We start from the raw sequence: 25,781 nt of genomic DNA on the forward strand, positions 1-25,781 counted from the left end.
GATCTTTGATTCGGATTGGAATAAATTTTCATGGCCGACCGTTTTACTTTCTCGATCGCTGCAACTGACGGCAAGGCGCGGACGGGAAAAATCATTATGCAGCGCGGGGAAATCCGCACACCTGCCTTCATGCCAGTGGGGACAGCCGCGACTGTAAAGGCGATGAAGCCAGAGGATGTGCGAGCGACCGGCGCGGATATCATCCTTGGCAATACCTATCACCTGATGCTTCGCCCCGGTGCAGAGCGGGTGGCGAAACTGGGCGGGTTGCACAAGTTCATGAACTGGAACCGGCCCATCCTGACCGACAGCGGCGGGTATCAGGTGATGAGCCTGTCTGATCTAACCAAGATGAGCGAGGACGGGGTGGAGTTTCAAAGCCATCTCGATGGATCGCGCCACATGCTGACGCCGGAACGGTCGATGGAAATCCAGCGGCTACTGGGCAGTGATATTGTCATGGCTTTTGACGAGTGCACCAAAAATGGTGCAACGCGCGAAGAAGCAATTCTGTCGATGGAGCGATCCATGCGCTGGGCCAAGCGGTCGCGCGATGGCTTTGACAGTGGGCAGGAACATGCCGCAAAGGCTGCGCTGTTCGGTATCCAGCAAGGTTCGCTCGATAAAGATATGCGCGCATCTTCGGCGCAGGCGCTGATCGATATTGGTTTTGACGGCTATGCGATTGGCGGACTGGCAGTGGGCGAGGGGCAAGAGGCGATGTTCGGTGTGCTTGATTATGCACCCGGTCAACTGCCTGCCGACAAACCCCGTTATCTGATGGGGGTCGGCAAGCCGGATGATCTGGTCGGCGCGGTGGAGCGCGGCGTTGATATGTTCGATTGCGTGTTGCCCAGCCGATCCGGCCGTAATGGTCAGGCTTTTACAGCGGATGGCCCGGTGAATATCCGTAACGCGCAATTTGCCGAGGATTTGGAACCGCTGGATGCCAGTTGCGCCTGCCCGGTTTGCAAGACCTATAGCCGGGCCTATCTGCATCATCTGGTCCGCTCCAAGGAGATATTGGGGGCGATGCTGATGACGGAGCATAATATTTCATATTATCAGTCGCTTATGGCTGGTATGAGAGAGGCTATCGCAGGCGGGGTATTTGCCGCCTTCGCCAGCAATTTCCGCCAGAGATATTTACGCCAATGACAGAAGGCATGCCGCAACAAACCAGCCTGAAAGACGCGATCAAACGTGCCGAAGACCATGCGCCTTATCTTTCCCTTGGGCTAGAGGTGCTGCCGGAACTCAAATCATTGCTCGCCGCCGAGGATTTGAAAGCGGCTTTTGACTTTGCCCAATCCGCTGGTGCTGGCGCGGAAACTGTTCGGCAGAAATTACGGCGCGAAAAGCGGGCGCTGGCCGTTACATTGGCGGTGGGTGATCTGGCCGGCCAGCTTAGCCTGAGCGAGGTCATGGGGCATTTGTCAGACTTTGCCGACCGCGCACTGGAAGAGGCTTTGGCGGACATTTATACGACGCGCTATCCGGATGCAGATCCGCATGGTTTCGCTGTCATTGCGCTGGGCAAACATGGCAGTCAGGAACTGAATTACTCTTCGGATATCGACCCGATATTCCTTTACGATCCGGACAAAATCCCTACGCGAGGGCGGGAGGAGCCAAGCGACGCATCGCGGCGGATAGGGCAGCAACTTGTCGATGCGCTGAATGCGCGCGATGCCGACGGCTATGTGTTTCGCGTCGATATGCGGCTGCGTCCCTCTCCGGAGGTCAGCCCGGTTGCTCTGCCGGTTGAAGCGGCCATCGGCTATTATGAATCCAGCGCACTAGCGTGGGAGCAGGCGGCTTTTGTCCGCTCCCGCTTTGCCGCCGGTGACGCGGAGCTTGGCCGATATTTTCTGGAATCCATTAACCCGTTCATCTGGCGCCGCAGCCTTGATTACGGAGCGATTGCCAATATCGGCGCGGTGTCCGTCCGTATCCGCGACCATTATGCCGGGGGACAGAAATTCGGACCCGGCTATGACCTGAAGCGCGGGCGCGGCGGGATCAGGGAAGCCGAATTTTACGCGCAAATGCACCAGCTAATCTATGGCGGGCGCGACCCGGCGCTACGCGTTCCGGCGACTAGGGACGCTTTACAGGCTTTGGCAGATGCTGGCCGGATTGACGCGGAAAAGGCCGGGGTTCTGGCTGGGTCATACGAGCTTTACAGGGTGATCGAGCACCGCTTGCAAATGGTCAATGACCAGCAAACCCACAGCCTTCCCGATGACGGGGCGGCGCTGGACCGGGTGGCGCGGCTCCATGGGCTGAACGAGGGCGCGGACCTGCTTGGCATATTGACCGGGCCGGTTGAGGCGGTCGGTACGATCTATGACGAACTGATAGCTTCTGATGAGCGCACCACGCTTCCACACGCGGACAGCGCTTTGGAAGCTGCGCTTGAAAGCCGGGGCGTTGCGCAGCCGGCAATCTTTGTCGAGAAAATCAAGCGCTGGCGTAGCGGGAAAGTCACCGCGCTCAGAAGCACCGCCGCCGTGGACTCTTTTGAGGCCGTTTTGCCGGATATGATGATTGCCATTGCCGGATCACCGGACCCGCAGCAGGCATTGTTGCGATTTGACCGCCTGATCGACAAGCTGCCGACCGCGATCAACTTTTTCCGCTTGCTAGAGGCGCGTCCCGGACTTCGGGAAATGCTGGGCCGTATCCTGAGCCATGCGCCGGTATTAGCCGACGAACTGTCGCGCAGGACCGAATTATTCGCAGGGTTGATCGATACAAGCGCCCTGGACCTGCCGCCGCCCACGGCCGAGCTGGAAAAGCAGTTTTCCTGGCGCGAAGACGGCGATGATTATCAGATGCTGCTCGATCGGGTGCGCGAGCGGGTCGGGGAAAAGCGTTTCGCCCTTGGAACGCAGTTGATCGAATCGCGCCATGATCCGCTGGAAATAGCGGGCGGCTATGCGAGTGTTGCGGAGGCCGCTATCCGGGTTCTGACTGATGCCACGATAAAGGAATTTGAAAAAGTTCATGGCAAGGTCGCGGGTAGCGAGATGGTCATTCTGGCGCTGGGCCGGCTGGGCGGAGAGGTATTGACCCATGCCTCTGACCTTGACCTGATTTTCCTGTTCACCGGAGATCATGGCGTGGAATCCGACGGGGAGCGTCCCCTGGGTAGTACCCGTTATTTCAATCGCCTTGCCCAGCGTATTGTCGCTGCCCTTTCTGTTCCGACAGCCGCAGGGCCGCTTTATGATGTCGATACCCGCTTGCGGCCTTCCGGAGCGCAGGGGCCCATGGCTGTGAGTGTGGAGAGCTTTTACAAATATCAGGACGAAAGCGCCTGGACCTGGGAGCATATGGCCCTGACCAGAGCGCGTCCGGTTTACGGCAGCGCAGCGGCGTGCGAGCAATTACAAGGCCAGATCATCCGGATCTTGCAAAAGGAACGCGAGCCGGAGGAACTGCGTAAGGCCGTTCGCAAGATGCGGCTGGATATCGTCAAACATAAACCGCCCAAAGGACCACTGGATACCAAGCTGATGGAAGGCGGTCTGGTGGACTGGGAGTTTATCATCCACTTCTTGCAGCTGAAAACCGGAGAGGCTTTGCATCCCCAATTGGGCAAGGCGGCACGGGGCCTTGTTGATGGCGGGCATCTGAACAAGGATATGGTCGCGGCCTATGAACTGATGACCCGCTTGCTGGTCGCGCTGCGATTAATGTCGCCCACCTGTGACTATCCGCCCGAAACGAGCCGTGATTTGATTGCCAAGGCGGCCGGACAGGATAGCTGGGATGAACTTTTGCAAGGCTATGATATGGCCCGGCAATGCGTTATCGACGAGTGGAACCGCCATTTGCGGCCCGACCCGAATGAAATATTAGGAGATATCATATGATAGAAGTTGGCGACAAAATGCCGGATGCGGAATTGACAGCGCCAGACGGCAGCACGGTGAAACTGTCCGACTATCATGGCAAAAAGCTGGTTCTGTTTTTCTATCCCAAGGCAAGCACGCCCGGTTGTACGACTGAATCCAGGGATTTCTCGGCGCTTTTGCCCGAGTTTGAAAAAGCCGGAGCTGCAGTGCTCGGAATGTCTGCCGATAGTCCCAAGCGGCAACAGAATTTCATTAATAAGCAGGAATTGACGGTTGATATTGCATCGGATGAATCGACCGATTTCCTGAGCAAAATTGGCGTTTGGGCTGAAAAGAAAATGTATGGGAAAACCTTCATGGGCATCATCCGCTCCACGTTCCTGATCGGGCCGGACGGGACGGTTTTACAGGCTTGGCCAAAAGTGAAGGTCAAGGGACATGCCGAAGAAGTGTTGGCGGCGGTTCAGGCGAGTTAGCGGCCAACTGCGTCACTTTAGTTTCCAATGACATCCCAATATCAAACGGCTGGTGAGGCCGTCAGAAACGTCCTGATGACGCCGGAGCCAGCCGCGAAGGTTATGGCTGCCCGTGCGGCTACCCGGCAATGGCGTAAGGGTGCTCTGACAGCCGATTTCACGGCATTGATGCCCGATGTTCCGGCCCGGCCCGCCCGCCCGGAATTGCTTAGACCGGGGCAGATGCCACGGCGGGGCAAGGGGACATCGCTGACGCGGCGCATCGCGCTTATCCATGCGCTGGCGCATATAGAGTTTGTCGCGATTGATCTGGCTTATGATATGGTCGGGCGGTTTGCGGCGCAGTTTCCGCGTGAATTTGCCGATGACTGGTTCCGCGTCGGGGCCGAGGAAGCGATGCATTTTGTACTACTGGAGCGCAGATTGCGGGAAATGGGCAGTTTTTACGGTGCGCTACCGGCCCATGACGGGCTTTGGGATACGGCGAAGGAAACCGCTTATGATGCCGCGGCCCGGCTTGCAATTGTTCCCATGGTGCTGGAAGCGCGCGGTCTTGATATTACGCTTGATACCGTAGAGCGGTTTCACGCGATGGGTGATCCGCTCACCGCAAGGGTGCTGAAGCGGATTTATCATGACGAAATTAATCACGTATCTTTTGGAACTAAATGGTTTGAGTTGTGTTGTACCCAATTCAAGAGCGATCCACATCGCTGTTGGAAGGACTTGGTGAAAACCCACTTTAGAGGCGGGTTGAAGCCTCCTTTCAACGACTCGGCGCGTCTTGCAGCCGGTTTAACCCAAGAATATTATCTTGGTATTGAATAATTAACGAAATTAAACTTAGTCCTGTTCCTACAGCACGGGGGCAGAATTTCTGTCAAAATCCAAGCCAGTAGAGCAATCTCTGGGTGACAAGAGCGGGACTCCATGAGTTTATGACCGATAGCGTAGTAGGTATATGTAAAGTAGCTGTGAGCAAGATCACAGCAGTCGCAATTTTCGGATCTGCGATGATTTTTTCTTCCACAGCAATGGCTGCCGAGGCCGGCGAAGCAGAAGCAGGACTTTCTGTCGATGCTTTAAGATCTGCATCCCCAAGCAGTGAAAATATTCTGGGGCAGGCCGATCCCGCTTTCCGGATGCTTTTTGATAAATGGGCTGACATGGGCAAGCATGAAGCGGTCAGGCTTACCATTCCATCCCGCAAGCCTGTCGAAAATTTCAGACTGACCAGTTCCTACGGTTTCCGGTCAGATCCTTTTAAAGGTCGCCGCGCCAGCCATAAGGGGCTGGATATGGCTGGACCGGTAGGAACTCCCATTTATGCCACCGCAGACGGCATTGTCGGCCGGGCACAATGGCTGGGCGGTTATGGCAATTATGTCGAAATCAATCACGGCAACGAAATTCAAACCCGTTACGGGCACATGTCCCGCCTGAACGTGAAACCCAACACACGCGTTAAAAGCGGTGATCTGATTGGTTTCATGGGTTCAACCGGCCGTTCAACCGGCAGCCACCTGCATTATGAAGTCCGTATTGCCGGTGAAGCGGTTAATCCTGTACCGTTCATGCAATCCAATGATTTCCTGTTGTCCCAGAAAGCGACCCCAGGCGAAGCCGTGGGCGGACCTGACGAATAAGGGATAGGGTTTAAGAGTTTACACCTTTGGGAGAGGGTGATTTTGGGGTCGGTGCAGCTAAGCTCACCGACCCCTTTTTTTGTGTCTGATTTTGTTTGTGTGAATCCTTACCTTTTCCGTCAGTCTACATGGCTCACATGGTCTGATGGCAAGGAAGGACCAGCACTAGCGGGTTCGCAAACGGGGCAGACGAAATATTTATGCTGCCTTCTTTTGACACTGTGATGCACAAGCCCTATCTTAAGAGCATGACACAGATAACCCAAGCTGCGGATCAAGAAATTTTCCTGACCCCCAATGCAGCCAAGCGCGTCGCTGCGATTGCCGAAAAACAGAAAAAACCTGCGATATTGCGTCTGGCGGTGGATGGTGGTGGCTGTTCCGGCTTCCAATATCGTTTTGATCTGGCCGAAAAGATCGAATCCGACGACATAGCTGTTGAGGAATCAGGCGTTACGCTGGTGGTTGACGACATCAGTCTGGACCTTGTGCGCGGGAGCGCCGTGGATTTTGTTGAATCCCTTGGCGGCAGCGCATTTCAGGTGACCAACCCCAACGCGGCCTCCGGCTGTGGTTGCGGCTCCAGTTTCTCTATCTGATCGCGCGCTTTCGGTGAGGATAGCCAGCTTTAACATCAATGGCATTAAAGCGCGTCTTCCGCGCTTGCTTGAATGGCTTGAAGAAACAAAGCCCGACGTCGCTTGCTTGCAAGAGATCAAGACGATGGATGATGGTTTTCCAGCGGATGCGTTTGAGAAAATCGGATATGGCGCGATCTGGCATGGCCAGAAAAGTTTTAACGGTGTCGCTATCCTGACCCGCGACCAACAACCCGAAGAGATCAAGCGCGGCCTGGACGGGGAACCGGAAGACGAGCATAGCCGCTATCTTGAAGCCAATGTGCGAAGCGCAAATGGATTAACAGTGCGGGTGGCGAGCATCTATCTACCCAATGGCAACCCGCAGCCGGGGCCGAAATTTGACTTCAAGCTGCGCTGGATGAAACGGTTGCGTCATCGCGCGGCCGAAATCTGGCAAGAGGAAGTTCCTGCCGTGCTGGCCGGTGATTATAACGTGATCCCGAGGGACAATGATGTCTTTTCGGTCAAGGCGATGGAAAATGACGCGCTCATGCAGCCGGAAAGCCGGGAGGCCTATCGGCGCATCCTTAATGACGGTTGGACCGATGCCCTTGGCATGACCTATCCGGATGGGAATATCTGGACCTATTGGGACTATCGCAGCGGTGGGTGGCAACGCGATCAGGGTTTCCGGATCGACCATCTGTTGCTTAGTCCCATCGCAGCGGACCAGTTAAAAAGCTGCGGCGTTGACAAGGAACATCGCGGGCGAGAAAAAGCCAGCGACCATGCGCCGACATGGGTTGATCTGGACCTTTGAAGCGACGCTATCTGGCCGGATTTACTCTTAAACTGCTAACCTGCTCAGATAGGTTTTTCGTATAATGTATAGACCCGGTTGATCTTGGCCTCGATAGCATCGGCAATGGCCATCATCCCTTTGTTATCATCCAGAATCCAGCCAATCTCCCCGCGGGTCGCGCCATAATGAGCGACAGCTTCGCGGCGGATATATTCGATCATCATAAACGCCATCTGGCTGGCAATCCGGCTGTTTTGCAAATCCTTGACCACGCCCATTAACGGCACCCGCATGGTCGGGGATTTGGGAAATTTCAGCCACCACAGCAGCTTGGCCCAGTTAAACGGGAACAGCTTGCCATTCATATCCTTTATCCGGTCATTCAGGTCCGGCAAGGTCATCATGAAAGCCACCGGCCGGCCCTCCAGCTCCGCGATCATGATAAGGTCTTCATAGACAATGGGTTTCAAACTGACGCCAAGATGTTCGATCTCGTGATCGGTTAGCGGTACAAATCCCCAATTATCCGACCAGGCATCGTTCAATATGTCCATGATGATCTTCGCATCACGGTCAAAATGCGACTTATCGACTTTGCGCAGCTTTAGCTTGCTGTTGCGCTCTCCCGATTTGACGATCCGGTCGATCAATGGGGGTAAGCCGTCCGCAATTTGCAGTTCGTAAGTAGTCAGCTCTTTGACGCTGTTATAGCCTTCTGCTTCTATCCAGCCCTGATATTCCCGGTTGTGATGCCCCATCATGACGGTCGGGCTATGGTCATGGCCAAAAGTGAGCAGTCCGGGTTCTTCCCAGATGGACATGCTGATCGGCGCAACCACGCGGTGCATGCCTTGTTCTTTCAACCATTTTTCGGCGGCCTCGATCAAAGCGGCTGCGGCTGCCTGATTTGCGGTTTCCAGTAGTCCCCAATTTCCCGTACCCGGCCCAAAACCCTGTTCTACGGGCTGTTCCAGGGCCAGATGGTCAATATGCGCGCTGATCCGGCCCACGATTTCACCGTTTTGTTCGGCCAGAAATAACTGGACATTGGCATGTTCGAAAAACGGGTTTTTCTTGGGGTTGAGTAGCCCGTAAGCCTCTGATTTCAGGGGCGGAACCCAATGTGGATCATTGGCATTCAATTGATAGGCCAATTCGACAAAACTCTTGAGCTGGGCCTTGGTAGTGACGGGATGGATGATTATATGCGATGACACGGTGGTTTTATGACCTTTTAAGGATTATTTATAATCAGCTTTGTCGCTGTGACGCCAATCAGGCCAATATGTCAAGCACATGGGACCTGTGTTTGCGATGATGTCAGGAGATGGTGAACCAACAAAGGGCGAGAAAACATAGCTATGCCATGATCTCGCCATGTTGTCCTGCTGTAGGCAGCAGATTAGGAAGAAGTAACTTATGAAACATTCCACTCATCAAACCGCAGACATGGCCATGTCGCCTGATTCTATTGTAACTGAAGCCGGTCAGGCCGTTGCGGGAACATCCTCTTTTGATGATAATGAGCTGATCCGCACGGCGGCAAAGCTCACGCGCGATCTGAATGCCGTGAACCCAGTGATTTACTGGGCCGATTTTCTGGCGTCCATATTGGTCGGATATGGTTCAATGGTTGCGGCGATTATGCTGGAAACTCCCGGTTTTGCGGTTCTGGCGGGTATCGTTTCAGTGCTGGCGCTCTATCGCGCGGGTAGTTTCATTCACGAACTGACCCACATCCGTCGCGGGTCATTGCCCGGTTTCCGCTTTGTGTGGAATGCGCTGCTGGGCGTTCCGCTGTTGCTGCCTTCGTTCATGTATGAAGGGATACATAATCTTCATCACGCTCGCACCCGCTATGGCACAGCCGAAGATCCTGAATATCTGCCGCTTGCGCTGATGAAACCCTATACCGTACCGCTTTTTGTGCTGGTATCGGTGCTGGCCCCGATTGGCCTGCTCATCCGTTATGCGATATTGTCGCCGCTATCCCTAGTCATTCCGCCGCTTCGCAAAGTGGTGGTTGAACGTTATTCCGGGTTGATAATAAACCCCGAATTTCGCCGCCGACCCCCTGAAGGTGCGTTCAAAAAACAATGGTATGCGCAGGAAATCGCCGCAAGCATCTGGGCCATTGCGCTGCTTACTGCCGCCGCAACCGGATTTTTGCCGCTACGGGCTTTCCTGATCATTCTGGCAATCGTATCGGGCGCAGTGGTCCTGAACCAGATCCGGACGCTGGTCGCGCATTTGTGGGAAAATGACGGTGAGGTCATGAGCGTGACCGAACAGTATCTCGATAGTGTGAACGTCCCGCCACCCGCACTTTTGCCCGCATTATGGGCGCCGGTCGGTCTGCGCTATCATGCGCTGCACCATCTTTTGCCCGGCGTTCCTTATCACGCGCTGGGTGAAGCGCATCGCCGCATTGCAAAGGCATTGCCGACGGGAACAACCTATTACCGGGCCAATCACACCAGCCTATGGGCTCTGGTGGCCAATTTGGTGCGGGGCAGTGCCGGTCATACAGCGGCAACAGCTGCCGCCGCCCGTCCGGCAGGGACGGCCAGCTAAGCCTATTCCTCGGACCGGATTAACACGGTCTCGCCGATCAGGAAGAACAGGATGAACGGTGCCCAAGCCGCCAAGATAGGCGGATAAGCACCAATTGTGCCCATAGCGAGCGAGAAATTATCCGCTACAAAATAGGCAAAGCCAAGCGCCATGCCTATGACTGCGCGGATGAAAAGCTGTCCCGACCGTGCCAGACCAAAGGCCGCCACCGCGCCGAGCAAGGGCATCAAAACGGACGACAAGGGGCCTGATATCTTGTGCCAGAGGCTGGTTTCCAGTTCCTTGGTCGGTCGTCCCGCCTTTTCCAGCTCTTGTATTGCGGATATTAATTGCGTGAAGGAGAGGCCGTCCGCGTTCACGTTGGCCAGCGTAAATTGATCGGGGCGCAGGCCGCCGCCGGTAATCAACTGGTCCTGAAACACTTCTTCGCCGGTGAGTACGTCATAGCGGGACACGCCGGTCATGGTCCATGATGATCCGGAATAGCGTGCCTCTTCGCCATGCATCATGCTGCGAAGGCTGTTATTGACCCGTTCGTAGATAGTAATGTCCTGCAAAACGACATCCGTTCCGCGTCCGGTCACGGTTTTCGCGTTGACCAGATTATTGCCATCCCTGACCCAGACATTCGTCCGCACATTGCTGGCGGCGGGTATTGGTCCATAATCCACCCTTTGCCAGGCCGAAAGCCGAGCGGTAGAGGGGGCAACGACCGTTTCGTTGAACACAAAGGACACCATAGCGACGATCAGGCTTGTGAGGATAAGCGGCGCCAGGATCTGGTGAGCGGAAAGTCCACCCGCTTTCATCGATATGACTTCGCTATTCTGGTTCAGCGTCGCAGCGGTTATGATCGTGCCGAGCAAAACCGAAAAGGGTAGGAACCGCTGCACCAGTTGCGGCAAGCGTAACGAGACATAAGTCCACAATTCGGATTGGCCATTGCCTTCCACTGACACGATCCGGCCGCTTTCGCCAAGCAAGTCCAGCGCCTGCAATACCAGCACCAGCATAGCCAGTACGGCCAGGCTTCGCACTGCCAGCATTTTGGCCATATATAGGGCCAGTGTTCGCGAAGGGAAAAAATTCATGCCAGTGTCTCTCCGTTCACGTTATCTTGGGCGGGTTATTGGACATCGGCACGTTTCCGGTTAAAATTGAGCAGGTTTTTGAAAACGCCGCCAAATTTCGAAAACGCCCTTTCCAGAGCCCCGATAGGTTGTCCGCCGGGAACATGGGCGAGCGTATGATACATCCAGATAATCAATGCCCCGAATAGCAGGAATGGCACCCATAATGCGATGATCGGATCAATAATGCCTAGCGCGCCAATGTCCTCCCCATATTGATTGACCTTGTGATAAGTCACAATCATCACAATAGAGATAAAGACCCCCAGAGCGGAATTGGTCCGTTTCGGCGGGATAGCCAATGCTACCGCCAATAAAGGCAATAACAGCATCATGGCGACTTCGACCATGCGAAAATGGAAATTGGCCCGGCTCTGGTTGCGTTCGGCCGCGGGGCGATCACGGTCCATGCCTACCCTGACCAGTTCGGGAATAGTATATTCCAGATCTTCGCCGCCTCTTGACCGGAACGCTTCTATATCGGGCAGCGCGATCGGCAGGTCATGGCTGCTAAAGCTTAATATCCGGGGCTTATTATAATTTGGTGCATCGTGGATCAGCACGCCCTTGGACAAACGCAAAATGATTGTGTCAGGATCATCGGTAGCCAAAAACTGGCCATTTTCGGCGGTTACGGATAGAACTTGACCCGATTCATTTTCCGCGCGGACAAACATTCCGCTTAACTTCGTGCCATTGTCGCGGCTTTCCTCGATCCGCATCGTCATCTTGGAACCCAGATTGGTGAATTCGCCAACTTTGATCGATGCTCCCAATGCGCCGGAGCGCAGTTCAAAGCGCAATTCTTCGTAATAATAGCGTGATAATGGCTGGATGAAGCCGACAAGCGCCAGATTGACCAACATCAACGCGACCGCAAACATATAGGGCACTTTCAACAGGCGGCCATATCCCTGACCCACAGCCATGAAAACATCCAGCTCAGAGCTTAAGGCGAGTTTCCGGAAAGCCAGCAATATGCCCAGCAAAAGGCCGATTGGAATACCAAGCGAGAGATATTCGGGGATAAGGTTTGCCAACATGCGCCATACCACGCTGACCGGGCCGCCCTCTGCGGCAACAAAGTCAAACAGGCGCAACATTTTCTCAAGCACCAGCAACATCGCAGCGATGACCAGCGTGCTAATGAGCGGCACGGCAATCAGGCGGGCGATGTAACGGTCGGTGGAAGTCAATAATTTCAACTTATCGTCGCCCTCTCACCATGTTTCTGCCGTAAATCATTTGCATAACTGCCTGTGCAAAGGGGGATTGATTCTTTGACTACCGCAGTTTCGATGCGGTTATAACGAGTAGGAGTATTCACGTCATGTTGAAATTTGCAGCCCCGCTTTTCCTTTCTGCCGCGCTTTTGGTGGTTCCTGCATCCATGGCACATGCAAATCAGATAATTTCTAACAACCTGAACAAATGCCGGACAGGTAACGGCCCCGCTGTTTTGGTGAAGGTTAACGGCATCAAAGAGACATCGGGCAATATTCGCGTGCAAAGCTATCGCGGAACCAGTGAAGAATGGCTGAAAAAAGGCGCGTGGCTCAAACGCATCGAAGTGCCGGCACAGCGCGGCAGCATGATGTTCTGTCTGCCAGTGGCCAAAAGCGGGACATATGCAATTGCCGTGCGCCATGATGTGAACGGTAATGGCAAGACCGACCTGTCAAGCGATGGCGGCGGTATGTCGAACGACCCAAGCATCAATATTTTTAATCTGGGCAAGCCGAGTTACAAAAAAACCGCTTTCCAGGTGGGTGATGAAGTGAAGTCGATCAGCATCCAGATGCGATATATGTGATGGCAAGTGTAACAGGGAAATGAGTAACTAAACAATGGCAAACGTAGCCTTACTTTCTAATCCTAACTCTACTGGGAATCGTGCGATTTTGCCGGAAGTGCGCTCTTATTGCGTCAAGAACAGCGACGTTTTCCATTATGAAGTCGATAACGTCGATGAAATTACCAAGGCATTGCAAACGATTGCGAAAGTGAAGCCCAAGGTTCTGGTAATCAATGGCGGTGACGGTACGGTTCAGGCTGCCCTTACGGAATTATACCAGGGCGGGCATTTCGGGGATAATCCGCCGCCCGTTGCGGTGTTGCCCAATGGCAAGACCAACCTGATCGCACTCGATCTTGGCGCAGAGGGCAATCCGCTTAAGGCTTTGGAACGGATTGTCGAAATGGCGAAGCATGACCTGCACGAACATCTGGTTGACCGGGAACTGATCGCATTGTCCGACGGCGGCAAGGATAGCAAAGTCGTGCTGGGCATGTTTGTTGGCGGGGCCGGTCTGTCAGAGTTTATTCTCTATTGCCGTCACAAAATCTATCCGCTGGGTCTGCCCAATGCGGCATCCCATATCCTGACCGTTTTTGCGGCTCTGGCTTCGGTGTTATTCGGTATCAGTGCCAAGTTTCTGCCCAACAGGCCTTCTCCGATCAGCATTTCGCTGATTAAAAATGGCCAGTATCAGGGCAATTTCGCTATTCTGATTGTGACTACATTGGAAAAACTGTTGCTGATGCGCCGTTTCAACCAGTCGCGCGGAAAGCGGGAACATTTGCAGTTCATGGCGATTGACCAGAAGCCTGCAGCTTTGGTGCGGTTCATCTTTTCCGCTCTGTTTGGCCGGCTTGGTAAAACCGTGCAAAAGGGTATCTATCTGGAACAGGGTGATACGATCCGCATTGAAGGCAAGAACAGCAATGTCGTGATGGACGGCGAATTGTTCCTTGCACAGGAAGGCAGGCCGATTGTTTTGAAATCAACCAAGCCGGTGTCCTTCCTTCGCCTTGCTGCTTAGGCTATTATCCCGCGGGTGAACGACCTGAAACATCTTGTTAAAGCGGAGCTGGCAGAGCCGGCCCAGCCGCTCGTGTCCGCATTTGCATCAGCAATAGCCGCGAAATATGGCGATGCGTCTCGCGCTGTGCTCTTTTATGGATCGTGCCTGCGCACAACCGAGCTGGAAGGGCAGATGCTCGATTTCTATCTGATCGTTTCGTCCTATGAAGCGGCTTATGGAAAAAGCTGGCTGGTGCGCGCGAACAAGCTGTTACCGCCCAATGTCTTTCCGGCAGAGCATGACGGTCTGGTGGCCAAAGTGGCGGTGCTGAGCGTAGATGATTTTTACAAACTCAACCGGGAAGGGGCCAGCGCGGTAAGCGTCTGGGCACGTTTTGCACAGCCGTCGCGACTGGTGTGGTGCGCCGATGAACAGGCGCAGCAGACGATTATCGACGCTATTGAAGGCGCTCCGGTAACATTGCTCAATGGCGCTTTGGCGCATATTGACGCGGCTTCGCAGCCTGTCTCTCTCACGCAGCTATGGGAAAAGGGCTTTGCGCTTACCTATGGGGCAGAGCTGAGAGCAGAGAGGAAAGAACGGTCGCAATCGGTCGTCGATTTCGCGCCAGAGCGATATGAACAATTTGGCGAGGCTGTCATCGGGCGGACGGCTATTAAAGCAAAGATAAGGGATGGCAAGGTCCATATAGCACCGGGCCAGAGGCCGCAGATTGCGGCAGAAAAAGGGCGTTGGCCACGTTTGCGGCGCAATGGAAAACTGCTCACACTGGCGCGGCTGGCCAAAGCTTCGGGCACCTATGCAGGCGGTATCGACTATCTCGCGTGGAAGATTAACCGCCACGCCGGGACAGATTATGTCATCAAACCGTGGCAGCGCAAATGGCCTATTCTGGGCGCGCTCGTCATGTTGCCGCGATTAGTCGCCGGCGGAGCGATAAAATAGGCTATTATGATGCTCCAAGAGAGTCGCATTATTCGGGAGAAGCACGGTGGCACAAAAATTATCGGCCCATCCAATTCATTTGGGAAAGGGCGCCAGCGCGATCATTGAGCCAGATTTTACCGGTGATCCGGACTGGTATGAGGCCTATGTCGAGCGCCGCGCAGCGGATGGCGCGGAAGGGCGGCTGGTGGCTCTGCACAATTTTTCCAAACCATGGGATATGTGGGAAATGCACCCCGCCGGCGCAGAGGTCGTGCTGTGCACCAAGGGTGAAATCACGTTGATTCAGGAAATGCCGCAAGGGACGCATAACCGGATTGTCCTGCACGAAGGCGAATATGCGATCAATCCGCCCGGCGTGTGGCACACCGCCGATGTGGAAGAAGAAGCAAGCGCGCTGTTCATTACAGTCGGGCAGGGGACCGAGCATAGGGAGCGATAGGAGCGCTTGGCCAAGGAGTGGCAACACGCCGGTCCTTATACTCAGGCTTCCGGATTCAGATCGCCTTCAAATTCTGGAACTGGGCGCGCCGCAGCTTTGGCATCTGTCGTAGCTTTGCCATTTTGATCAATATCCTTGATCAACCATTGCATTTCCTTGATCTCTTCGCGCTGGGCCTTGATTATTCTATCGGCCAGGTCCCGTACTCTCTTGTCCTCGATATTGGCACGCTCACTTGTAAGTATGGCAATGCTATGGTGGGGGATCATCGCTTTTTGCCACGCCTGATCGGAAATCGTGTCCTGCGAGCGAAGAAGGTATAAGGAACTGGCGAAGATGAGAACTGCGCTGGCAAAGATCATGATATTCTTGCGCTTGTCCTGATACATTCCGAGCATGAAAAGCAGCATGATAACGGTCATCGCTGCGCCCATATAGATTGCCATCCATGTGCGGGTTTCACTGAAATAGACATGATCAAGAGCATAGGTGTTGAGATACATCAGCCCGAACATCACGAGTGTAGCTGTCAAGATCATGACGATAAAGCGCGTGTAATTGCCCATCTGTGCTTCTCCTCCGCTGTGCCGGAAAACGTGTTCCAACTCTATTACGCGCGCCCGGCATATGGGTTCCGGCATGGAGCGGATTGGATTTTAGGAAGAAGAAGCAACCTGTTAATTACAGGCGGGGCTGAGCATAGAGATTGTAAGAAAAGTCTAGATCAACGCATGACTCACCGGTCTTTATATTCCGGTTTGCGCTTCGCAAGGAAAGCCTTGGCGGCTTCCCGGCTGTCTTCGGTCATGGATAGCATCACCTGCTGCCGGTCCTCGATGGCGAGCGCGGCTTCAAAGCTCTGGGCATCGATATTGCGATTCAGCGCATCCTTGGTCAGGCGCAGGCCCATCGGAGCGGTGTCGAGCATTTCCTCGGCGAGAGAAAGCACGGTCGCAAGCAATTTGTCTTCGTCTACCATTTCACTGATCAGACCAACCTTTTCAGCGCGCTCTGCATGAATGAACCGCCCCGTCAGGATAAGCTCCGACGCCAGCGATGATCCGACCAGCCGGGGCAGAAAATAGCTCGACCCCATATCGCATCCGCCAAGGCCAATTTTTATATACGCCGCGTTCATTTTCAGGCTGGGCGCGCCGTAACGCACGTCGCTGGCCAGCAGCAGCGAAAAACCACCGCCGCAAGCCGCGCCTTGGGCCAGTGTGATAATCGGTTGAGGGCATTGCCGCATCAACTGCATCACGGTCGCAATGCTGCGCTGCGTGCGCCAGACATGCTGGACTTGTCCCTGCGATCCGTCATTCTGCCACGCACCGATATCAAGCCCTGCACAAAATGCCCGGCCCTCTGCCCGGAAAAGCACAACGCGAACATCATGCCGGTCCTGAAGCCCGCGGAAATAGTCTTGCAGCGCGAAGATCATCTCTTCGTTCATGGTGTTGAGCTTGTCTGGCCGGTTGAGCGAGAGAATCTCTATCGCGCCGCGCTGTTCGATTTTGATGCTATCCGTTTCCGGCTTCATTGCTTCATGCTCCCCTAAAACAGGGCCTATAATTGGCCCATATTCTGCAAAATCTTTATGGTTTAAATCGCTCCGACCGCTTTGCCCGCGGCTTCAAACATGCCCAAAATCTGGTCCACCTGTTCAGATGTATGTTCTGCGCAAAGCGAGCAGCGCAGCAAGGTCATATTGGCAGGGGTCGCGGGCGGACGCGCCAGATTTACGTAAAGCCCTTCTTGCAAAAGCGCCTGCCACATCATCGCGCCGCGTTCCAGATCGGGCATGATTACCGCGATAATTGCGCTCTGCGCCTCGTCGGTTCCCAGTTTAAAGCCCAGATCGCGAAGCCCCTTGTGAAGCTTTTTGCTGTTTTCCCACAAATGCGCCCGCTTGTTTCCGCTGTGCATCAGCTTGCGGATAGAGGTGCTGGCGGTGGCCATCACGCTTGGCGGCAGGGACGCGGTGAAGACATAGGGGCGGCAAACCAAGCGTAAAATCTCGAACTTGGGGTGGTTGGAGACACAAAAGCCGCCAACGGTTCCAACCGATTTGCTGAACGTGCCGATGATGAAGTCCACATCGTTGATAACGCCCTGATCTTCGGCCACGCCGCGCCCGTTTTCGCCGATAAAGCCCATGCTGTGGGCCTCATCCACCAGAACCATGGCGCCGTTTTCCTTGCTGACCCGGATCATTTCCTTCAATGGCGCGACATCGCCAAGCATCGAATAGACGCCTTCGAGCACGACCAGCTTGCCCGCTTCGGCAGGTAGGCGTTTCAGGCGTTTTTCCAGCGCTTCGACATCATTATGGCGAAATGCAACAATCTCGGCATTGCCGAGCGCGCAGCCATCATAGATGGAGGCATGGCTGTCAATGTCGAGAATGACATAATCGCCTTTGCCCGCCAGCGTTGAGATAATTCCCAGATTGGCCTGATAGCCGGTGGAAAAGACCATCGCATGGTCCATCGCGTAAAATTCTTTAAGCGCTTCCTCGCAATCTTTGTGCGGGCTGTAAGTGCCATTGAGAACGCGGCTGCCGGTCGTGCCTGACCCGAATTCCTTGAGCGCTTTAAGCCCGGCGGCCTGAACGTCGGGGTCAAAGGTCATGCCCATGTAATTATAGGTACCGAGCAGGATGGTTTCTTTGCCATTACATATGGCAACAGTTGGCGATTTTACCTCCTCCATCACAAGGGAGAAGGGGTCCTTTACACCCGTTGCGAGCAGGGTTTCGCGTTCCTGGATCAGGGAATCGAATTTGCTGAAAAGATCTGTCATCACTGTCTCGATCAGCTGTCCATCAATTTGGCAACGGCGTCCGCAAGCTGTCCAACGGTTTCGATTTCAGCCTGCATATTCATGGTGATGATGATGTCAAATTCGTCTTCGACCGCCGCGACAAAATCCATCACGGTCAGGCTGTCCCATTCCAGATCGCCCGCAAAGGTGGTCGTTTCTGTCAGTGCAACGCCCTTGTTATTGAACGGCCCGACCAACGCCTCAACCTTCGTCATAATTTCTTCGCGACTTGCCATAATATAAATTCCAATATTCCATTAGGTCGACTCAAAGCGACCTTTGCCAATGTGTAGGCCCTATTGGCAAGTGAATAAGGCCGAAACAGGGCGCAAGAATGAGGATATTACTAAACTTGCTCAATTGAACCGTCTGTGCCACTCATGCGCTGCATCGGGTCGCAGTCTGTAAATAGGTGAGGGTAAGAGTAGCGATGACTGAAGAACGGGAATGGCCGGTTGATGCCATTCATACCTTGCGAACGACGCAGCAACATCATGTTCAATTAAGCCTGATGGCGGATCACAAAGCCAATATGCTGATCGGTGCGACATTCATTGTTTTCACGCTGGCTGTTGGCCAAAGTCAGGCGGGCGAGCTATCCCTGCCGCTTCTCATTCTGGCGGTTGCTGCTTTTGCTTCGGCCGGGCTGGCCGCCATCGCGGTCATGCCGTCCATCGTGCCGCGTCCCGGAATCTCGTCCAATATATTATTTTTTGGCGCTTTCAGGGATATGTCGGAAGAGGAATATGTGAACCGCCTGCTCGACAATGAACTGGAAAACCAGGAAGCGATTTTTCGAGCGATGCTTCGGGATATATACCAGATGGGGACCGTTCTGGGGCGAAAGAAATACCGCTTTCTCGGCTGGGCCTACCGGGTGTTTCTGCTCGGATTGACGCTAACTTTTATCACTTATGTGACGGAGCTGTTTACCGGGCCGCTTCTTTAAGCGCCAACATTCGGGCAGCAGTCATAGCCAGTCATTCAGCCGATACCACTGGGCAGTGTCTTTCAACCCCTGCCGTGTCTCGACCTGCGGTGTCCATAATTCGGGGGGCAACCGCTTGGCGGGAGTGACGGTCCAGTCGTCATGGCAGAAATAGCTAACCCGGTCCGCTGTCAACTTGGCCTTGTTACGGCGTAGCAGATTGTCCGTTTTGGCGCCAAGGTCCAACAGCCATTTCGGTATCGCAAGCGGCTTGACCTGTTTTCCAACCGCCCAGCCAATGGCTTTGGCAAATCCTGCCTGCGTCCAGCCGCCGGTCTTGCCGTCATCCACTTCAAAAGTGGCTGCGGTCAGTGCTTCCTGTTCGGGGATGATCGACATCAAGGCGCGCGAGAGGTCTTCCACATGGATCACGGAAAGGCGGCCATCGGCATCGGGAGGCAAGGGGACAAAGCCCAGTTTTGCGGTTTTGAAAAGATCGAGAAACTCGCCATCGCCTGGGCCATAAACGGCTGGCGGCCGGATGATCGTCCAGTCAAGGCCGCTGGATGCGACAATCTTTTCCGCCTTGGCCTTGGTGTCGCCATAGATAGACAGTTTCGGCATAGTGGCGGCGAGCGAGGATACGTGGATGAAACGCCTGCATCCTGCTTCTTTGGCGGCTACGACAACTGCCAGGGTTCCGGCGACATTGCCCGCTTCAAATCCTTCGCGTGTGGGGGCGTTGACGACACCGGCGATGTGGATGACAACATCGGCCCCTGTGCACAAGACGCTAAGGCTTGCCGGATTGTCCAAAGCGCCGCGGACCCAAGTGACATTGGGCCGGTCATCCTGCGTTTGGCGGGTGAGGGCACGGACCGGAAAACCGGAACGCACGGCGAGGTTTAGCAAATGCTCGCCCACGAAACCGGTCGCGCCGGTTATTGCCAGAGTTGGTTTTGTCAGCATGGGACTAACGCTTCACATCTTGTGTCACACCAGCACCATCTGGTTGCGATGCACCACCGCGCTACGCGGCGTATATCCCAGAAGCGCTTCAAGCTCGGAGCTGCGATGGCCGATGATCTTGGCGCAATCAAGGGCATTATATTCCGCAAGACCGCGTGCGATGATCTTGCCATCGGGGTCTGCAATTTCCACAACATCGCTGCGTTCAAACTGTCCGTCAATGGTGATGATCCCGGCGGCGAGCAAACTGCCGCCTCCGTTCAATGCTTCTGCGGCTCCGGCATCCACCGTAATGGTTCCCGCAGAGGTCAGCCCTCCGCCCAGCCAGCTTTTGCGGGCATTGGCATTGCCGCTGGCCTTGAACAAAGTGCCGACACCGCTCAGCGCATAGCGTTCCAGCGGGTAATCTTCACAGCCGGAAATGATCGACATTTCAATCCCCGCAAGATTGGCAATCCGCGCCGCTTCCAGTTTCGAAATCATCCCGCCGGAGCCAAGGCCGGAGGATGTGGACCCATCCGCCATCGCCATGATCCGGGCATCAACCTGTTCGACCAGCCCGATAATCTGTCCTTCGGTCCGGCTCCCCGGTGTGCGGTCATACAGCCCGTCAACATCGGATAATAATATAACCCGGTCAGCCGAGGCCGCCTGCGCCACACGCGCCGCAAGCCGGTCATTATCACCAAAGCGGATTTCGTCGGTGGCAACGCTGTCATTCTCGTTAATCACCGGAATAGCGCGGTTTTCGAGCAGCTTTTCCAGTGTCGCAGTGGCGTTGAGATAGCGTTTGCGATTTTCCAGATCATCCAGCGTCAGTAACATCTGGGCCGCTGTAATTTCGTGTTCGGCAAGCAATTCCGACCATAAGCTGCTCAGGGCTATCTGCCCCACGGATGCTGCGGCCTGGGCATCGGAAAGGCTGGCCCTGCCACCTTTTTTAAGGCCAAGTTTGCGTGCACCCAATGCGATTGATCCGGACGATACAATGATGACCGACGCACCATCCTTATGGCGCCTGGCAATGTCGGACACCAGTGTCTGCACCCATTCCCGGCGCAAGGATGCATCATCGTTGACCAGCAGCGATGACCCGACTTTTACGACTATTGTCTCGTTGGAAGGCGCTGTCATAGCGGGGACCAGTCTGCCTTTTCCTCCTCGTCGCCGTGGGCGTCGCTATCACCGGCGGTTTGGTCTTTTTCTTCGATAGAGCTGTAACTGCCGACCGCTTCCAGCAGCTTGTCCAGAACGGCATCCATGCCCTTGCCGGTCGCACCCGAAAGCGGCAGAACGTCTTTAGCGCCCGCAGCGCGTAATTCATCCGCAATCGATTCCATCAGCTCGTCATCCAGCAAGTCGGCTTTGTTCAGCGCCAATATCTGCGGTTTTTCGGATAGACCTCCGCCATATTGTTCCAGCTCTTTGGTCACGGTTTTCCAGGCCTGTACCGGATCATCGCCGGTGGCATCAATAAGATGCAGCAACACTTTACAGCGTTCGATATGGCCCAGGAACCGGTCGCCGATCCCGGCGCCTTCTGCCGCGCCGTCAATCAATCCGGGAATATCGGCCAGAACAAATTCGCGCCCGCGATGATGCACCACACCCAATTGCGGGTGGATGGTGGTAAACGGATAGGCGCCCACTTTGGCCTTTGAATTGCTGACAAAGTTGATGAAGGTGGATTTACCGGCATTCGGCAAACCGACAAGGCCCGCATCCGCGATAAGTTTCAGGCGCAGCCAGACTGCCGCTTCTTCGCCCGGCTCGCCGGGTTGGTGCTGGCGCGGAGCGCGGTTGGTGGAGCTTTTATAGCTGGCATTACCGCGGCCGCCGATCCCGCCTTCCAGAAATACTTCCTCTTGCCCTGCACGGGTGAAGTCCAGCAGCACATGTTCCTTGTCTTCCGACAGAACCTGTGTGCCGACGGGCACTTTTATGACCAGGTCTTCGCCGCCTGCGCCGGTGCGGTTGCGACCCGCACCGCCTCTGCCGCGCGGTGCGCGCAGATGCTGGGTATAGCGAAAGTCGATCAGGGTATTGAGGCCTTCAACAGCTTTAAAGATGACATCGCCACCTTTGCCGCCATTTCCGCCATCCGGACCGCCATATTGGATAAATTTTTCACGTCGAAAACTAACTGCCCCCGGCCCGCCAGCGCCAGAGCTAACATATATTTTGGCTTGATCTAAGAAATGCATGATTGTGCATTTAGTGATGTCCTGCAAGAAACGCTAGGCTTTGCTGTAATATATGCGTCACCATGTTCTTTGGATGGTACAGAGTGCCGGTTTTTCGCCATTTTTATGTGGTCCGGCTGTACTCTATATCCGTTATTGGAGGGCGGGATTTATTCCGCCGCTTCCAATTGCTCCATTTGCGCGACACGCGGGTCATTGGGATAGACCCACTCATCACCAATAACCTGCTCCACGGCCAGATGCTCCGGAACATTGTCCAAGCCGATCATTTTATCGCACGTCTGGTGAAAACTATAGATGCGCGCTTCCTGATAGCTGAGCGGAACGCCCTTGAAACCGTCGGATTCCAGGGACTTCTGGATCATCTCGCCAAATTGTGTGTCTTCGAGGATGATCTGGCTCATATTCCGGCCATTGGGCTTTGTTTCATCCGGTACGGTCCACAGGTCCGGCGCCGGCCCATCGCCCCAATCGAGCGCCATGGTGATAAGTTCCAGACGGGTGGTGTTCAATCCGGTGGGCCAGAAAACCAGTGGCGGCACAAAATAATTGGACACCGGCGACACCCAGTTGGGGAACAGAGTATAGCTTTGTGTGCAGGTGCGGCCAAATTCGCCCACTGTATCAATTTCCTGCCATTCAGGCGGAGAGTCGATGGCGCGGGTATGTTCGCGGTCGGTATCTGCCGGGGCAGGGGCCAGCATCCGGGCGTGGCCGTTGGCAAACATCGTATTCACATTGCGCCTGTGATCGACCAGCGGGGACACGGTATCGGGATGGATGAAGGGCACATGATACACCTCCATATTGGCCTCCATCGCGACCTTCCAGTTACAGTTGAGGTCGAAGGAGTAGCGTGAGGCAAGCCTGATTTTGTCGAGCTGAAACTCCTCCAGATCGTCACATACCGGACCCAGCCATTCCTTTAACGGCATCGCTTCATCGTCAAAGTTCACAAAGATCAGGTTGCCAAGTCGTTCGCATTTCACGGGGATCAGACTGCGGCAGGACATGTCCAGCCCGGTAAAATCCTGTTTGTCCGGCACACCGACCAGCTCACCATCTGTCTTGTAGGTCCAGTTATGATAACCGCACATCAGGCGTGGAGAGCGGCCTTTTTCTTGTGTAACAACCGGCGCTCCGCGATGCCGGCATGTATTGTAAAACGCCCGAACTTTGCCGTCCATGCCGTGAACAATGATAATGGGATCGCCGGTATTTTCCCATTTCATGAAGCATCCTGGTTCGGGCACTTCGTCAATATGCGCGGCAAACAGCCAGCTTTTCTTCCAGATATGCTGTTGTTCCAGGTCATAATATTCCTGTGACGTATAACGGCCAGCGGGCAGATCGGGCAGATGGGGGAATCCCTCTGGCGGAGCCGTCCGTGCGGCCTCCCACTCCATCAGGTTTTTGATCTGTGCAATATATGCCGGGTCCATAACCATCGCTGTTCTCTCCAATATTCAGCCAATTTCTGGCTCTATTCCTTAGTTTCAGGAGAACAACGTGGCATAGAGACAGCGGGGCAGTCGATTGGCATTAGTGATAGAATCGCGCCTATATCGGGCCAATCAAGCCGGGCGAATCTGTCAGGTTCCGCATAGCCAGGTGCTTCCAACGGCGTATATGGGAATTCTGCCCCACACTACGCACCGGTAAAGTTCGGTCAGCCTATGCTATTTCTAAAAGTTCAGTTTGCCGGACAGGGCATCAGACGATGTTGTGGCAAAGCGCAGCAACCGCCGCCAATGCCTGCGGTCACGTAGAGACAGCGACGGGTCTTTCGACCTTTTACGCAATTCCTCTATCGCGTTTTCACCATATTTATTGATGATATTATTAAGTTCGCGACTGTCTTTTGCCTTGGTGTCGCCTGATACAAACAACTCGTATAACATATAGGGCATCCCATTAAAATTGCCCCCCGATTTCAATTATGCCTTGGCATCAAACTAGGCTCCGATGGCCGATTCTGTCAATGTTTGGACGGCACCAGCGACCGCATTAACCGGTCAGCTCGCCCTGCCGTGAGTCATTGTAGGGCGACTATGGGTAAGGGATGTGACCATGGCGGTGATTCCATATGTCGGGGAGCTTGATGTCGATACACAATCTGCCCTACTGTTCATGCTGACATCGCTGAAACGAGGGGCAGCCATATGATCGATCTTTATTTTGCACCGACGCCAAATGGCTGGAAAATCAGTGTGATGCTGGAAGAATGCGGATTGGATTATACTGTCAAATGGGTGAATATCGGTGCGGGGGAGCAGTTTGAACCGGAGTTTCTGGCGATCAGTCCGAACAACCGTATTCCGGCGATAGTGGACCATGATCCGGATGGTGGAGGGGAGCCGGTTTCGGTGTTCGAGACAGGCGCGATCCTGCTCTATCTGGCACAGAAAACGGGTCGTTTCCTGCCCGATGACTTACGCGGACGGACGGCCGCGACCGAATGGCTTATGTGGCAAATGGGCGGGCTGGGTCCGATGATGGGACAGCATGGCCATTTCAAACTCTATGCCCCTGAACGCATTGCTTATGCGACGGATCGTTATCGAAACGAAGTCCTTCGCCTATTTGGTGTGATGGATCGGCGGCTTGCCGATCATGATTATCTTGCCAGCGGGCAATATAGCATAGCCGATATTGCCTGCTTCCCGTGGGTGCAGACATATAGGCGGCAGGAAATTGATCTAAACGATTTTCCGCATGTCCAGCGCTGGTATGAAATATTGAAACAGCGTGAAGGTTTGAGGCGGGGAATGGCGCTGGGGCGTGACAGGATTAACCGCAATCCGCAAGATGATGCACAGGCACGCCGGACATTATTCGGGATAAAGGATTAAAGCGATGACCGTAAAAGTTGAATTTTACTTCGATCTATCAAGCCCGTGGACCTGCCTCGCGTTCCACAATATCCAGCCTATTATCAAGGAAACCGGCGCGCAGATAATCTGGAAACCGTTTCTGGTCGGCGGGGTGTTCAACGCCGTTAACCAGAGCGTTTATGCCGCCCGTGAAAATCCGGACAATCGCAAATTTGTCCACAGTTTCCGTGTGCTGAAAGAATGGGCTGCGCTGGCCGGTGTGGAGATGAATTTCCCCAGCGAGCATCATCCGGTCAAATCCGTACATGCCATGCGCCTTTGTTGCGCGCTGGAAGAAGATCAGGCGGCGCTGCACAAATTCGCCACCGCTGCGTTTAACGCCTATTATGCCGATCAGCGCAACCTGGATGATCCGGCGGTGCTGGCAGCCATAGCGGATGAAGTCGGCATGGACGGCAAAGCACTGGTCGCGCAAACTAGGGAACAGGAAATCAAGGATCGACTGCGCACCAATACCGAAGAAGCGATTGCGCGCGGGGCTTATGGCTCGCCCAGCATTTTTGTGAGGGGTAAAAGCGACGATCCGGCGGACGAACGCATGTATTTTGGCAATGACCAGTTGCCGCTTGTTAAGCGAGCGATTAACATCGCTGCTAAAGCATAAACGAATCCATTCACGGAGAGTCAGAACATGTCACAGCGCGTTACTATTTCGGTTGAAAACCATATTGCAGATGTC

The 25,781-nt window shown here is 54.5% G+C and carries 27 protein-coding genes; 15 read left to right on the forward strand and 12 right to left on the reverse strand.

Going from position 1 to position 25,781, the window contains the following annotated elements:
- Window positions 1–30: 30 nt before the first annotated feature.
- From tgt to xth, 7 genes are all read left to right on the forward strand, one after another.
- Window positions 31–1,158: a tRNA guanosine(34) transglycosylase Tgt gene (tgt, locus tag VIN76_RS05745; RefSeq protein WP_332040861.1), complete on the forward strand. Its 1,128-nt coding sequence runs from the start codon at window positions 31–33 to the stop codon at window positions 1,156–1,158.
- Window positions 1,155–3,881 (forward strand): bifunctional [glutamate--ammonia ligase]-adenylyl-L-tyrosine phosphorylase/[glutamate--ammonia-ligase] adenylyltransferase, encoded by a 2,727-nt coding sequence (gene glnE / locus VIN76_RS05750; protein ID WP_332040862.1) that lies wholly within the window; start codon window positions 1,155–1,157, stop codon window positions 3,879–3,881. The genes tgt and glnE overlap by 4 nt, the downstream gene beginning before the upstream one ends.
- Window positions 3,878–4,339, forward strand: coding sequence for a peroxiredoxin (locus tag VIN76_RS05755; protein WP_332040863.1), 462 nt, complete (start codon window positions 3,878–3,880; stop codon window positions 4,337–4,339). Before glnE ends, VIN76_RS05755 begins: the two co-directional genes overlap by 4 nt.
- A gap of 27 nt (window positions 4,340–4,366) precedes the next feature.
- Window positions 4,367–5,167, forward strand: coding sequence for a ferritin-like domain-containing protein (locus VIN76_RS05760; RefSeq protein WP_332040864.1), 801 nt, complete (start codon window positions 4,367–4,369; stop codon window positions 5,165–5,167).
- A 110-nt stretch (window positions 5,168–5,277) separates the two neighbouring features.
- Complete coding sequence (locus VIN76_RS05765) at window positions 5,278–5,985, forward strand: M23 family metallopeptidase (protein WP_332040865.1); 708 nt, start codon at window positions 5,278–5,280, stop codon at window positions 5,983–5,985.
- Between the two features lie 248 nt (window positions 5,986–6,233).
- Window positions 6,234–6,584 carry an iron-sulfur cluster insertion protein ErpA gene (gene erpA, locus VIN76_RS05770; RefSeq protein WP_332040866.1) on the forward strand — a complete coding sequence of 117 codons (351 nt, stop codon included), beginning with the start codon at window positions 6,234–6,236 and terminating at the stop codon, window positions 6,582–6,584.
- Between the two features lie 13 nt (window positions 6,585–6,597).
- Window positions 6,598–7,386 carry an exodeoxyribonuclease III gene (xth, locus tag VIN76_RS05775; protein WP_332040901.1) on the forward strand — a complete coding sequence of 263 codons (789 nt, stop codon included), beginning with the start codon at window positions 6,598–6,600 and terminating at the stop codon, window positions 7,384–7,386.
- A gap of 44 nt (window positions 7,387–7,430) precedes the next feature.
- Here the strand turns inward: xth and VIN76_RS05780 are convergent, their stop codons facing one another.
- Window positions 7,431–8,585 (reverse strand): N-acetyltransferase, encoded by a 1,155-nt coding sequence (locus VIN76_RS05780; RefSeq protein ID WP_332040867.1) that lies wholly within the window; start codon window positions 8,583–8,585, stop codon window positions 7,431–7,433.
- 238 nt (window positions 8,586–8,823) lie between these two features.
- Here VIN76_RS05780 and VIN76_RS05785 point away from each other — a divergent pair, with 238 nt between their 5' ends.
- Complete coding sequence (locus VIN76_RS05785) at window positions 8,824–9,942, forward strand: fatty acid desaturase (RefSeq protein WP_332040902.1); 1,119 nt, start codon at window positions 8,824–8,826, stop codon at window positions 9,940–9,942.
- Window positions 9,943–9,944: 2 nt separating this feature from the next.
- Here VIN76_RS05785 and lptG read toward each other — a convergent pair whose 3' ends face one another.
- Both lptG and lptF read right to left on the reverse strand, forming a co-directional pair.
- Entirely contained in the window at window positions 9,945–11,033 is a 1,089-nt protein-coding gene (lptG, locus tag VIN76_RS05790) for an LPS export ABC transporter permease LptG (protein ID WP_332040868.1), read from the reverse strand.
- 35 nt (window positions 11,034–11,068) lie between these two features.
- Entirely contained in the window at window positions 11,069–12,277 is a 1,209-nt protein-coding gene (gene lptF, locus VIN76_RS05795; protein WP_332040869.1) for an LPS export ABC transporter permease LptF, read from the reverse strand.
- Window positions 12,278–12,402: 125 nt separating this feature from the next.
- On the opposite strand from lptF, the gene VIN76_RS05800 reads away from it, so the two are divergent.
- From VIN76_RS05800 to VIN76_RS05815, 4 genes are read left to right on the forward strand one after another with little or no spacing between them, the layout of a single operon-like run.
- A complete protein-coding gene (locus VIN76_RS05800; protein ID WP_332040870.1) occupies window positions 12,403–12,885 on the forward strand; it encodes a DUF2141 domain-containing protein in 483 nt (160 codons plus the stop codon).
- 34 nt (window positions 12,886–12,919) lie between these two features.
- Window positions 12,920–13,894 carry an acylglycerol kinase family protein gene (locus VIN76_RS05805; RefSeq protein WP_332040871.1) on the forward strand — a complete coding sequence of 325 codons (975 nt, stop codon included), beginning with the start codon at window positions 12,920–12,922 and terminating at the stop codon, window positions 13,892–13,894.
- A 15-nt stretch (window positions 13,895–13,909) separates the two neighbouring features.
- Window positions 13,910–14,842: a hypothetical protein gene (locus VIN76_RS05810; protein ID WP_332040872.1), complete on the forward strand. Its 933-nt coding sequence runs from the start codon at window positions 13,910–13,912 to the stop codon at window positions 14,840–14,842.
- Window positions 14,843–14,888: 46 nt separating this feature from the next.
- On the forward strand, window positions 14,889–15,284 hold the full coding sequence (locus VIN76_RS05815) for a cupin domain-containing protein (RefSeq protein ID WP_332040873.1): 396 nt from the start codon (window positions 14,889–14,891) through the stop codon (window positions 15,282–15,284).
- A 41-nt stretch (window positions 15,285–15,325) separates the two neighbouring features.
- On the opposite strand, the gene VIN76_RS05820 is transcribed toward VIN76_RS05815, so the two are convergent.
- The 4 genes from VIN76_RS05820 to VIN76_RS05835 all read right to left on the reverse strand — a co-directional run bounded on the left by VIN76_RS05820 (window position 15,326) and on the right by VIN76_RS05835 (window position 18,343).
- Window positions 15,326–15,850, reverse strand: a complete 525-nt coding sequence (locus VIN76_RS05820) for a DUF305 domain-containing protein (RefSeq protein ID WP_332040874.1) — start codon at window positions 15,848–15,850, stop codon at window positions 15,326–15,328.
- A gap of 170 nt (window positions 15,851–16,020) precedes the next feature.
- On the reverse strand, window positions 16,021–16,824 hold the full coding sequence (locus VIN76_RS05825) for an enoyl-CoA hydratase/isomerase family protein (RefSeq protein ID WP_332040875.1): 804 nt from the start codon (window positions 16,822–16,824) through the stop codon (window positions 16,021–16,023).
- Window positions 16,825–16,886: 62 nt separating this feature from the next.
- On the reverse strand, window positions 16,887–18,086 hold the full coding sequence (gene spt / locus VIN76_RS05830; RefSeq protein ID WP_332040876.1) for a serine palmitoyltransferase: 1,200 nt from the start codon (window positions 18,084–18,086) through the stop codon (window positions 16,887–16,889).
- Between the two features lie 11 nt (window positions 18,087–18,097).
- Window positions 18,098–18,343, reverse strand: coding sequence for an acyl carrier protein (locus VIN76_RS05835; protein WP_332040877.1), 246 nt, complete (start codon window positions 18,341–18,343; stop codon window positions 18,098–18,100).
- 194 nt (window positions 18,344–18,537) lie between these two features.
- On the opposite strand from VIN76_RS05835, the gene VIN76_RS05840 reads away from it, so the two are divergent.
- Window positions 18,538–19,056: a Pycsar system effector family protein gene (locus VIN76_RS05840; protein WP_332040878.1), complete on the forward strand. Its 519-nt coding sequence runs from the start codon at window positions 18,538–18,540 to the stop codon at window positions 19,054–19,056.
- 21 nt (window positions 19,057–19,077) lie between these two features.
- On the opposite strand, the gene VIN76_RS05845 is transcribed toward VIN76_RS05840, so the two are convergent.
- From VIN76_RS05845 to VIN76_RS05865, 5 genes are all read right to left on the reverse strand, one after another.
- Window positions 19,078–20,004: an NAD-dependent epimerase/dehydratase family protein gene (locus VIN76_RS05845; RefSeq protein ID WP_332040879.1), complete on the reverse strand. Its 927-nt coding sequence runs from the start codon at window positions 20,002–20,004 to the stop codon at window positions 19,078–19,080.
- Between the two features lie 24 nt (window positions 20,005–20,028).
- On the reverse strand, window positions 20,029–21,138 hold the full coding sequence (proB, locus tag VIN76_RS05850) for a glutamate 5-kinase (RefSeq protein WP_332040880.1): 1,110 nt from the start codon (window positions 21,136–21,138) through the stop codon (window positions 20,029–20,031).
- Window positions 21,135–22,208, reverse strand: a complete 1,074-nt coding sequence (gene obgE / locus VIN76_RS05855; RefSeq protein ID WP_332040881.1) for a GTPase ObgE — start codon at window positions 22,206–22,208, stop codon at window positions 21,135–21,137. Before obgE ends, proB begins: the two co-directional genes overlap by 4 nt.
- Window positions 22,209–22,357: 149 nt before the next feature.
- A complete protein-coding gene (locus VIN76_RS05860) occupies window positions 22,358–23,656 on the reverse strand; it encodes an aromatic ring-hydroxylating oxygenase subunit alpha (RefSeq protein ID WP_332040882.1) in 1,299 nt (432 codons plus the stop codon).
- Window positions 23,657–23,893: 237 nt separating this feature from the next.
- The gene (locus tag VIN76_RS05865) at window positions 23,894–24,109 is read right to left on the reverse strand and encodes a hypothetical protein (protein WP_332040883.1); all 216 of its coding nucleotides are present in this window, start codon (window positions 24,107–24,109) and stop codon (window positions 23,894–23,896) included.
- Between the two features lie 261 nt (window positions 24,110–24,370).
- On the opposite strand from VIN76_RS05865, the gene VIN76_RS05870 reads away from it, so the two are divergent.
- On the forward strand, window positions 24,371–25,060 hold the full coding sequence (locus VIN76_RS05870) for a glutathione binding-like protein (RefSeq protein ID WP_332040884.1): 690 nt from the start codon (window positions 24,371–24,373) through the stop codon (window positions 25,058–25,060).
- A gap of 4 nt (window positions 25,061–25,064) precedes the next feature.
- Window positions 25,065–25,706 carry a 2-hydroxychromene-2-carboxylate isomerase gene (locus tag VIN76_RS05875; RefSeq protein WP_332040885.1) on the forward strand — a complete coding sequence of 214 codons (642 nt, stop codon included), beginning with the start codon at window positions 25,065–25,067 and terminating at the stop codon, window positions 25,704–25,706.
- Window positions 25,707–25,781: the final 75 nt, after the last annotated feature.

This window comes from Parasphingorhabdus sp. (assembly GCF_036568145.1).
Lineage (GTDB): Bacteria > Pseudomonadota > Alphaproteobacteria > Sphingomonadales > Sphingomonadaceae > Parasphingorhabdus.

Excerpts from the sequence above, each read along its gene's own strand:
- VIN76_RS05840 (WP_332040878.1), top strand. The coding sequence starts at position 18,538 with ATGACTGAAGAACGGGAATGGCCGGTTGATGCCATTCATACCTTGCGA.
- lptG (WP_332040868.1), bottom strand. The coding sequence starts at position 11,033 with ATGAATTTTTTCCCTTCGCGAACACTGGCCCTATATATGGCCAAAATG.
- tgt (WP_332040861.1), top strand. The coding sequence starts at position 31 with ATGGCCGACCGTTTTACTTTCTCGATCGCTGCAACTGACGGCAAGGCG.
- VIN76_RS05785 (WP_332040902.1), top strand. The coding sequence starts at position 8,824 with ATGTCGCCTGATTCTATTGTAACTGAAGCCGGTCAGGCCGTTGCGGGA.
- VIN76_RS05860 (WP_332040882.1), bottom strand. The coding sequence starts at position 23,656 with ATGGTTATGGACCCGGCATATATTGCACAGATCAAAAACCTGATGGAG.
- VIN76_RS05875 (WP_332040885.1), top strand. The coding sequence starts at position 25,065 with ATGACCGTAAAAGTTGAATTTTACTTCGATCTATCAAGCCCGTGGACC.
- VIN76_RS05800 (WP_332040870.1), top strand. The coding sequence starts at position 12,403 with ATGTTGAAATTTGCAGCCCCGCTTTTCCTTTCTGCCGCGCTTTTGGTG.
- proB (WP_332040880.1), bottom strand. The coding sequence starts at position 21,138 with ATGACAGCGCCTTCCAACGAGACAATAGTCGTAAAAGTCGGGTCATCG.
- VIN76_RS05765 (WP_332040865.1), top strand. The coding sequence starts at position 5,278 with ATGACCGATAGCGTAGTAGGTATATGTAAAGTAGCTGTGAGCAAGATC.
- VIN76_RS05835 (WP_332040877.1), bottom strand. The coding sequence starts at position 18,343 with ATGGCAAGTCGCGAAGAAATTATGACGAAGGTTGAGGCGTTGGTCGGG.
- glnE (WP_332040862.1), top strand. The coding sequence starts at position 1,155 with ATGACAGAAGGCATGCCGCAACAAACCAGCCTGAAAGACGCGATCAAA.
- VIN76_RS05820 (WP_332040874.1), bottom strand. The coding sequence starts at position 15,850 with ATGGGCAATTACACGCGCTTTATCGTCATGATCTTGACAGCTACACTC.
- VIN76_RS05865 (WP_332040883.1), bottom strand. The coding sequence starts at position 24,109 with ATGTTATACGAGTTGTTTGTATCAGGCGACACCAAGGCAAAAGACAGT.
- VIN76_RS05760 (WP_332040864.1), top strand. The coding sequence starts at position 4,367 with ATGACATCCCAATATCAAACGGCTGGTGAGGCCGTCAGAAACGTCCTG.
- VIN76_RS05755 (WP_332040863.1), top strand. The coding sequence starts at position 3,878 with ATGATAGAAGTTGGCGACAAAATGCCGGATGCGGAATTGACAGCGCCA.
- spt (WP_332040876.1), bottom strand. The coding sequence starts at position 18,086 with ATGACAGATCTTTTCAGCAAATTCGATTCCCTGATCCAGGAACGCGAA.
- VIN76_RS05845 (WP_332040879.1), bottom strand. The coding sequence starts at position 20,004 with ATGCTGACAAAACCAACTCTGGCAATAACCGGCGCGACCGGTTTCGTG.
- VIN76_RS05805 (WP_332040871.1), top strand. The coding sequence starts at position 12,920 with ATGGCAAACGTAGCCTTACTTTCTAATCCTAACTCTACTGGGAATCGT.
- VIN76_RS05825 (WP_332040875.1), bottom strand. The coding sequence starts at position 16,824 with ATGAAGCCGGAAACGGATAGCATCAAAATCGAACAGCGCGGCGCGATA.
- VIN76_RS05870 (WP_332040884.1), top strand. The coding sequence starts at position 24,371 with ATGATCGATCTTTATTTTGCACCGACGCCAAATGGCTGGAAAATCAGT.
- erpA (WP_332040866.1), top strand. The coding sequence starts at position 6,234 with ATGACACAGATAACCCAAGCTGCGGATCAAGAAATTTTCCTGACCCCC.
- obgE (WP_332040881.1), bottom strand. The coding sequence starts at position 22,208 with ATGCATTTCTTAGATCAAGCCAAAATATATGTTAGCTCTGGCGCTGGC.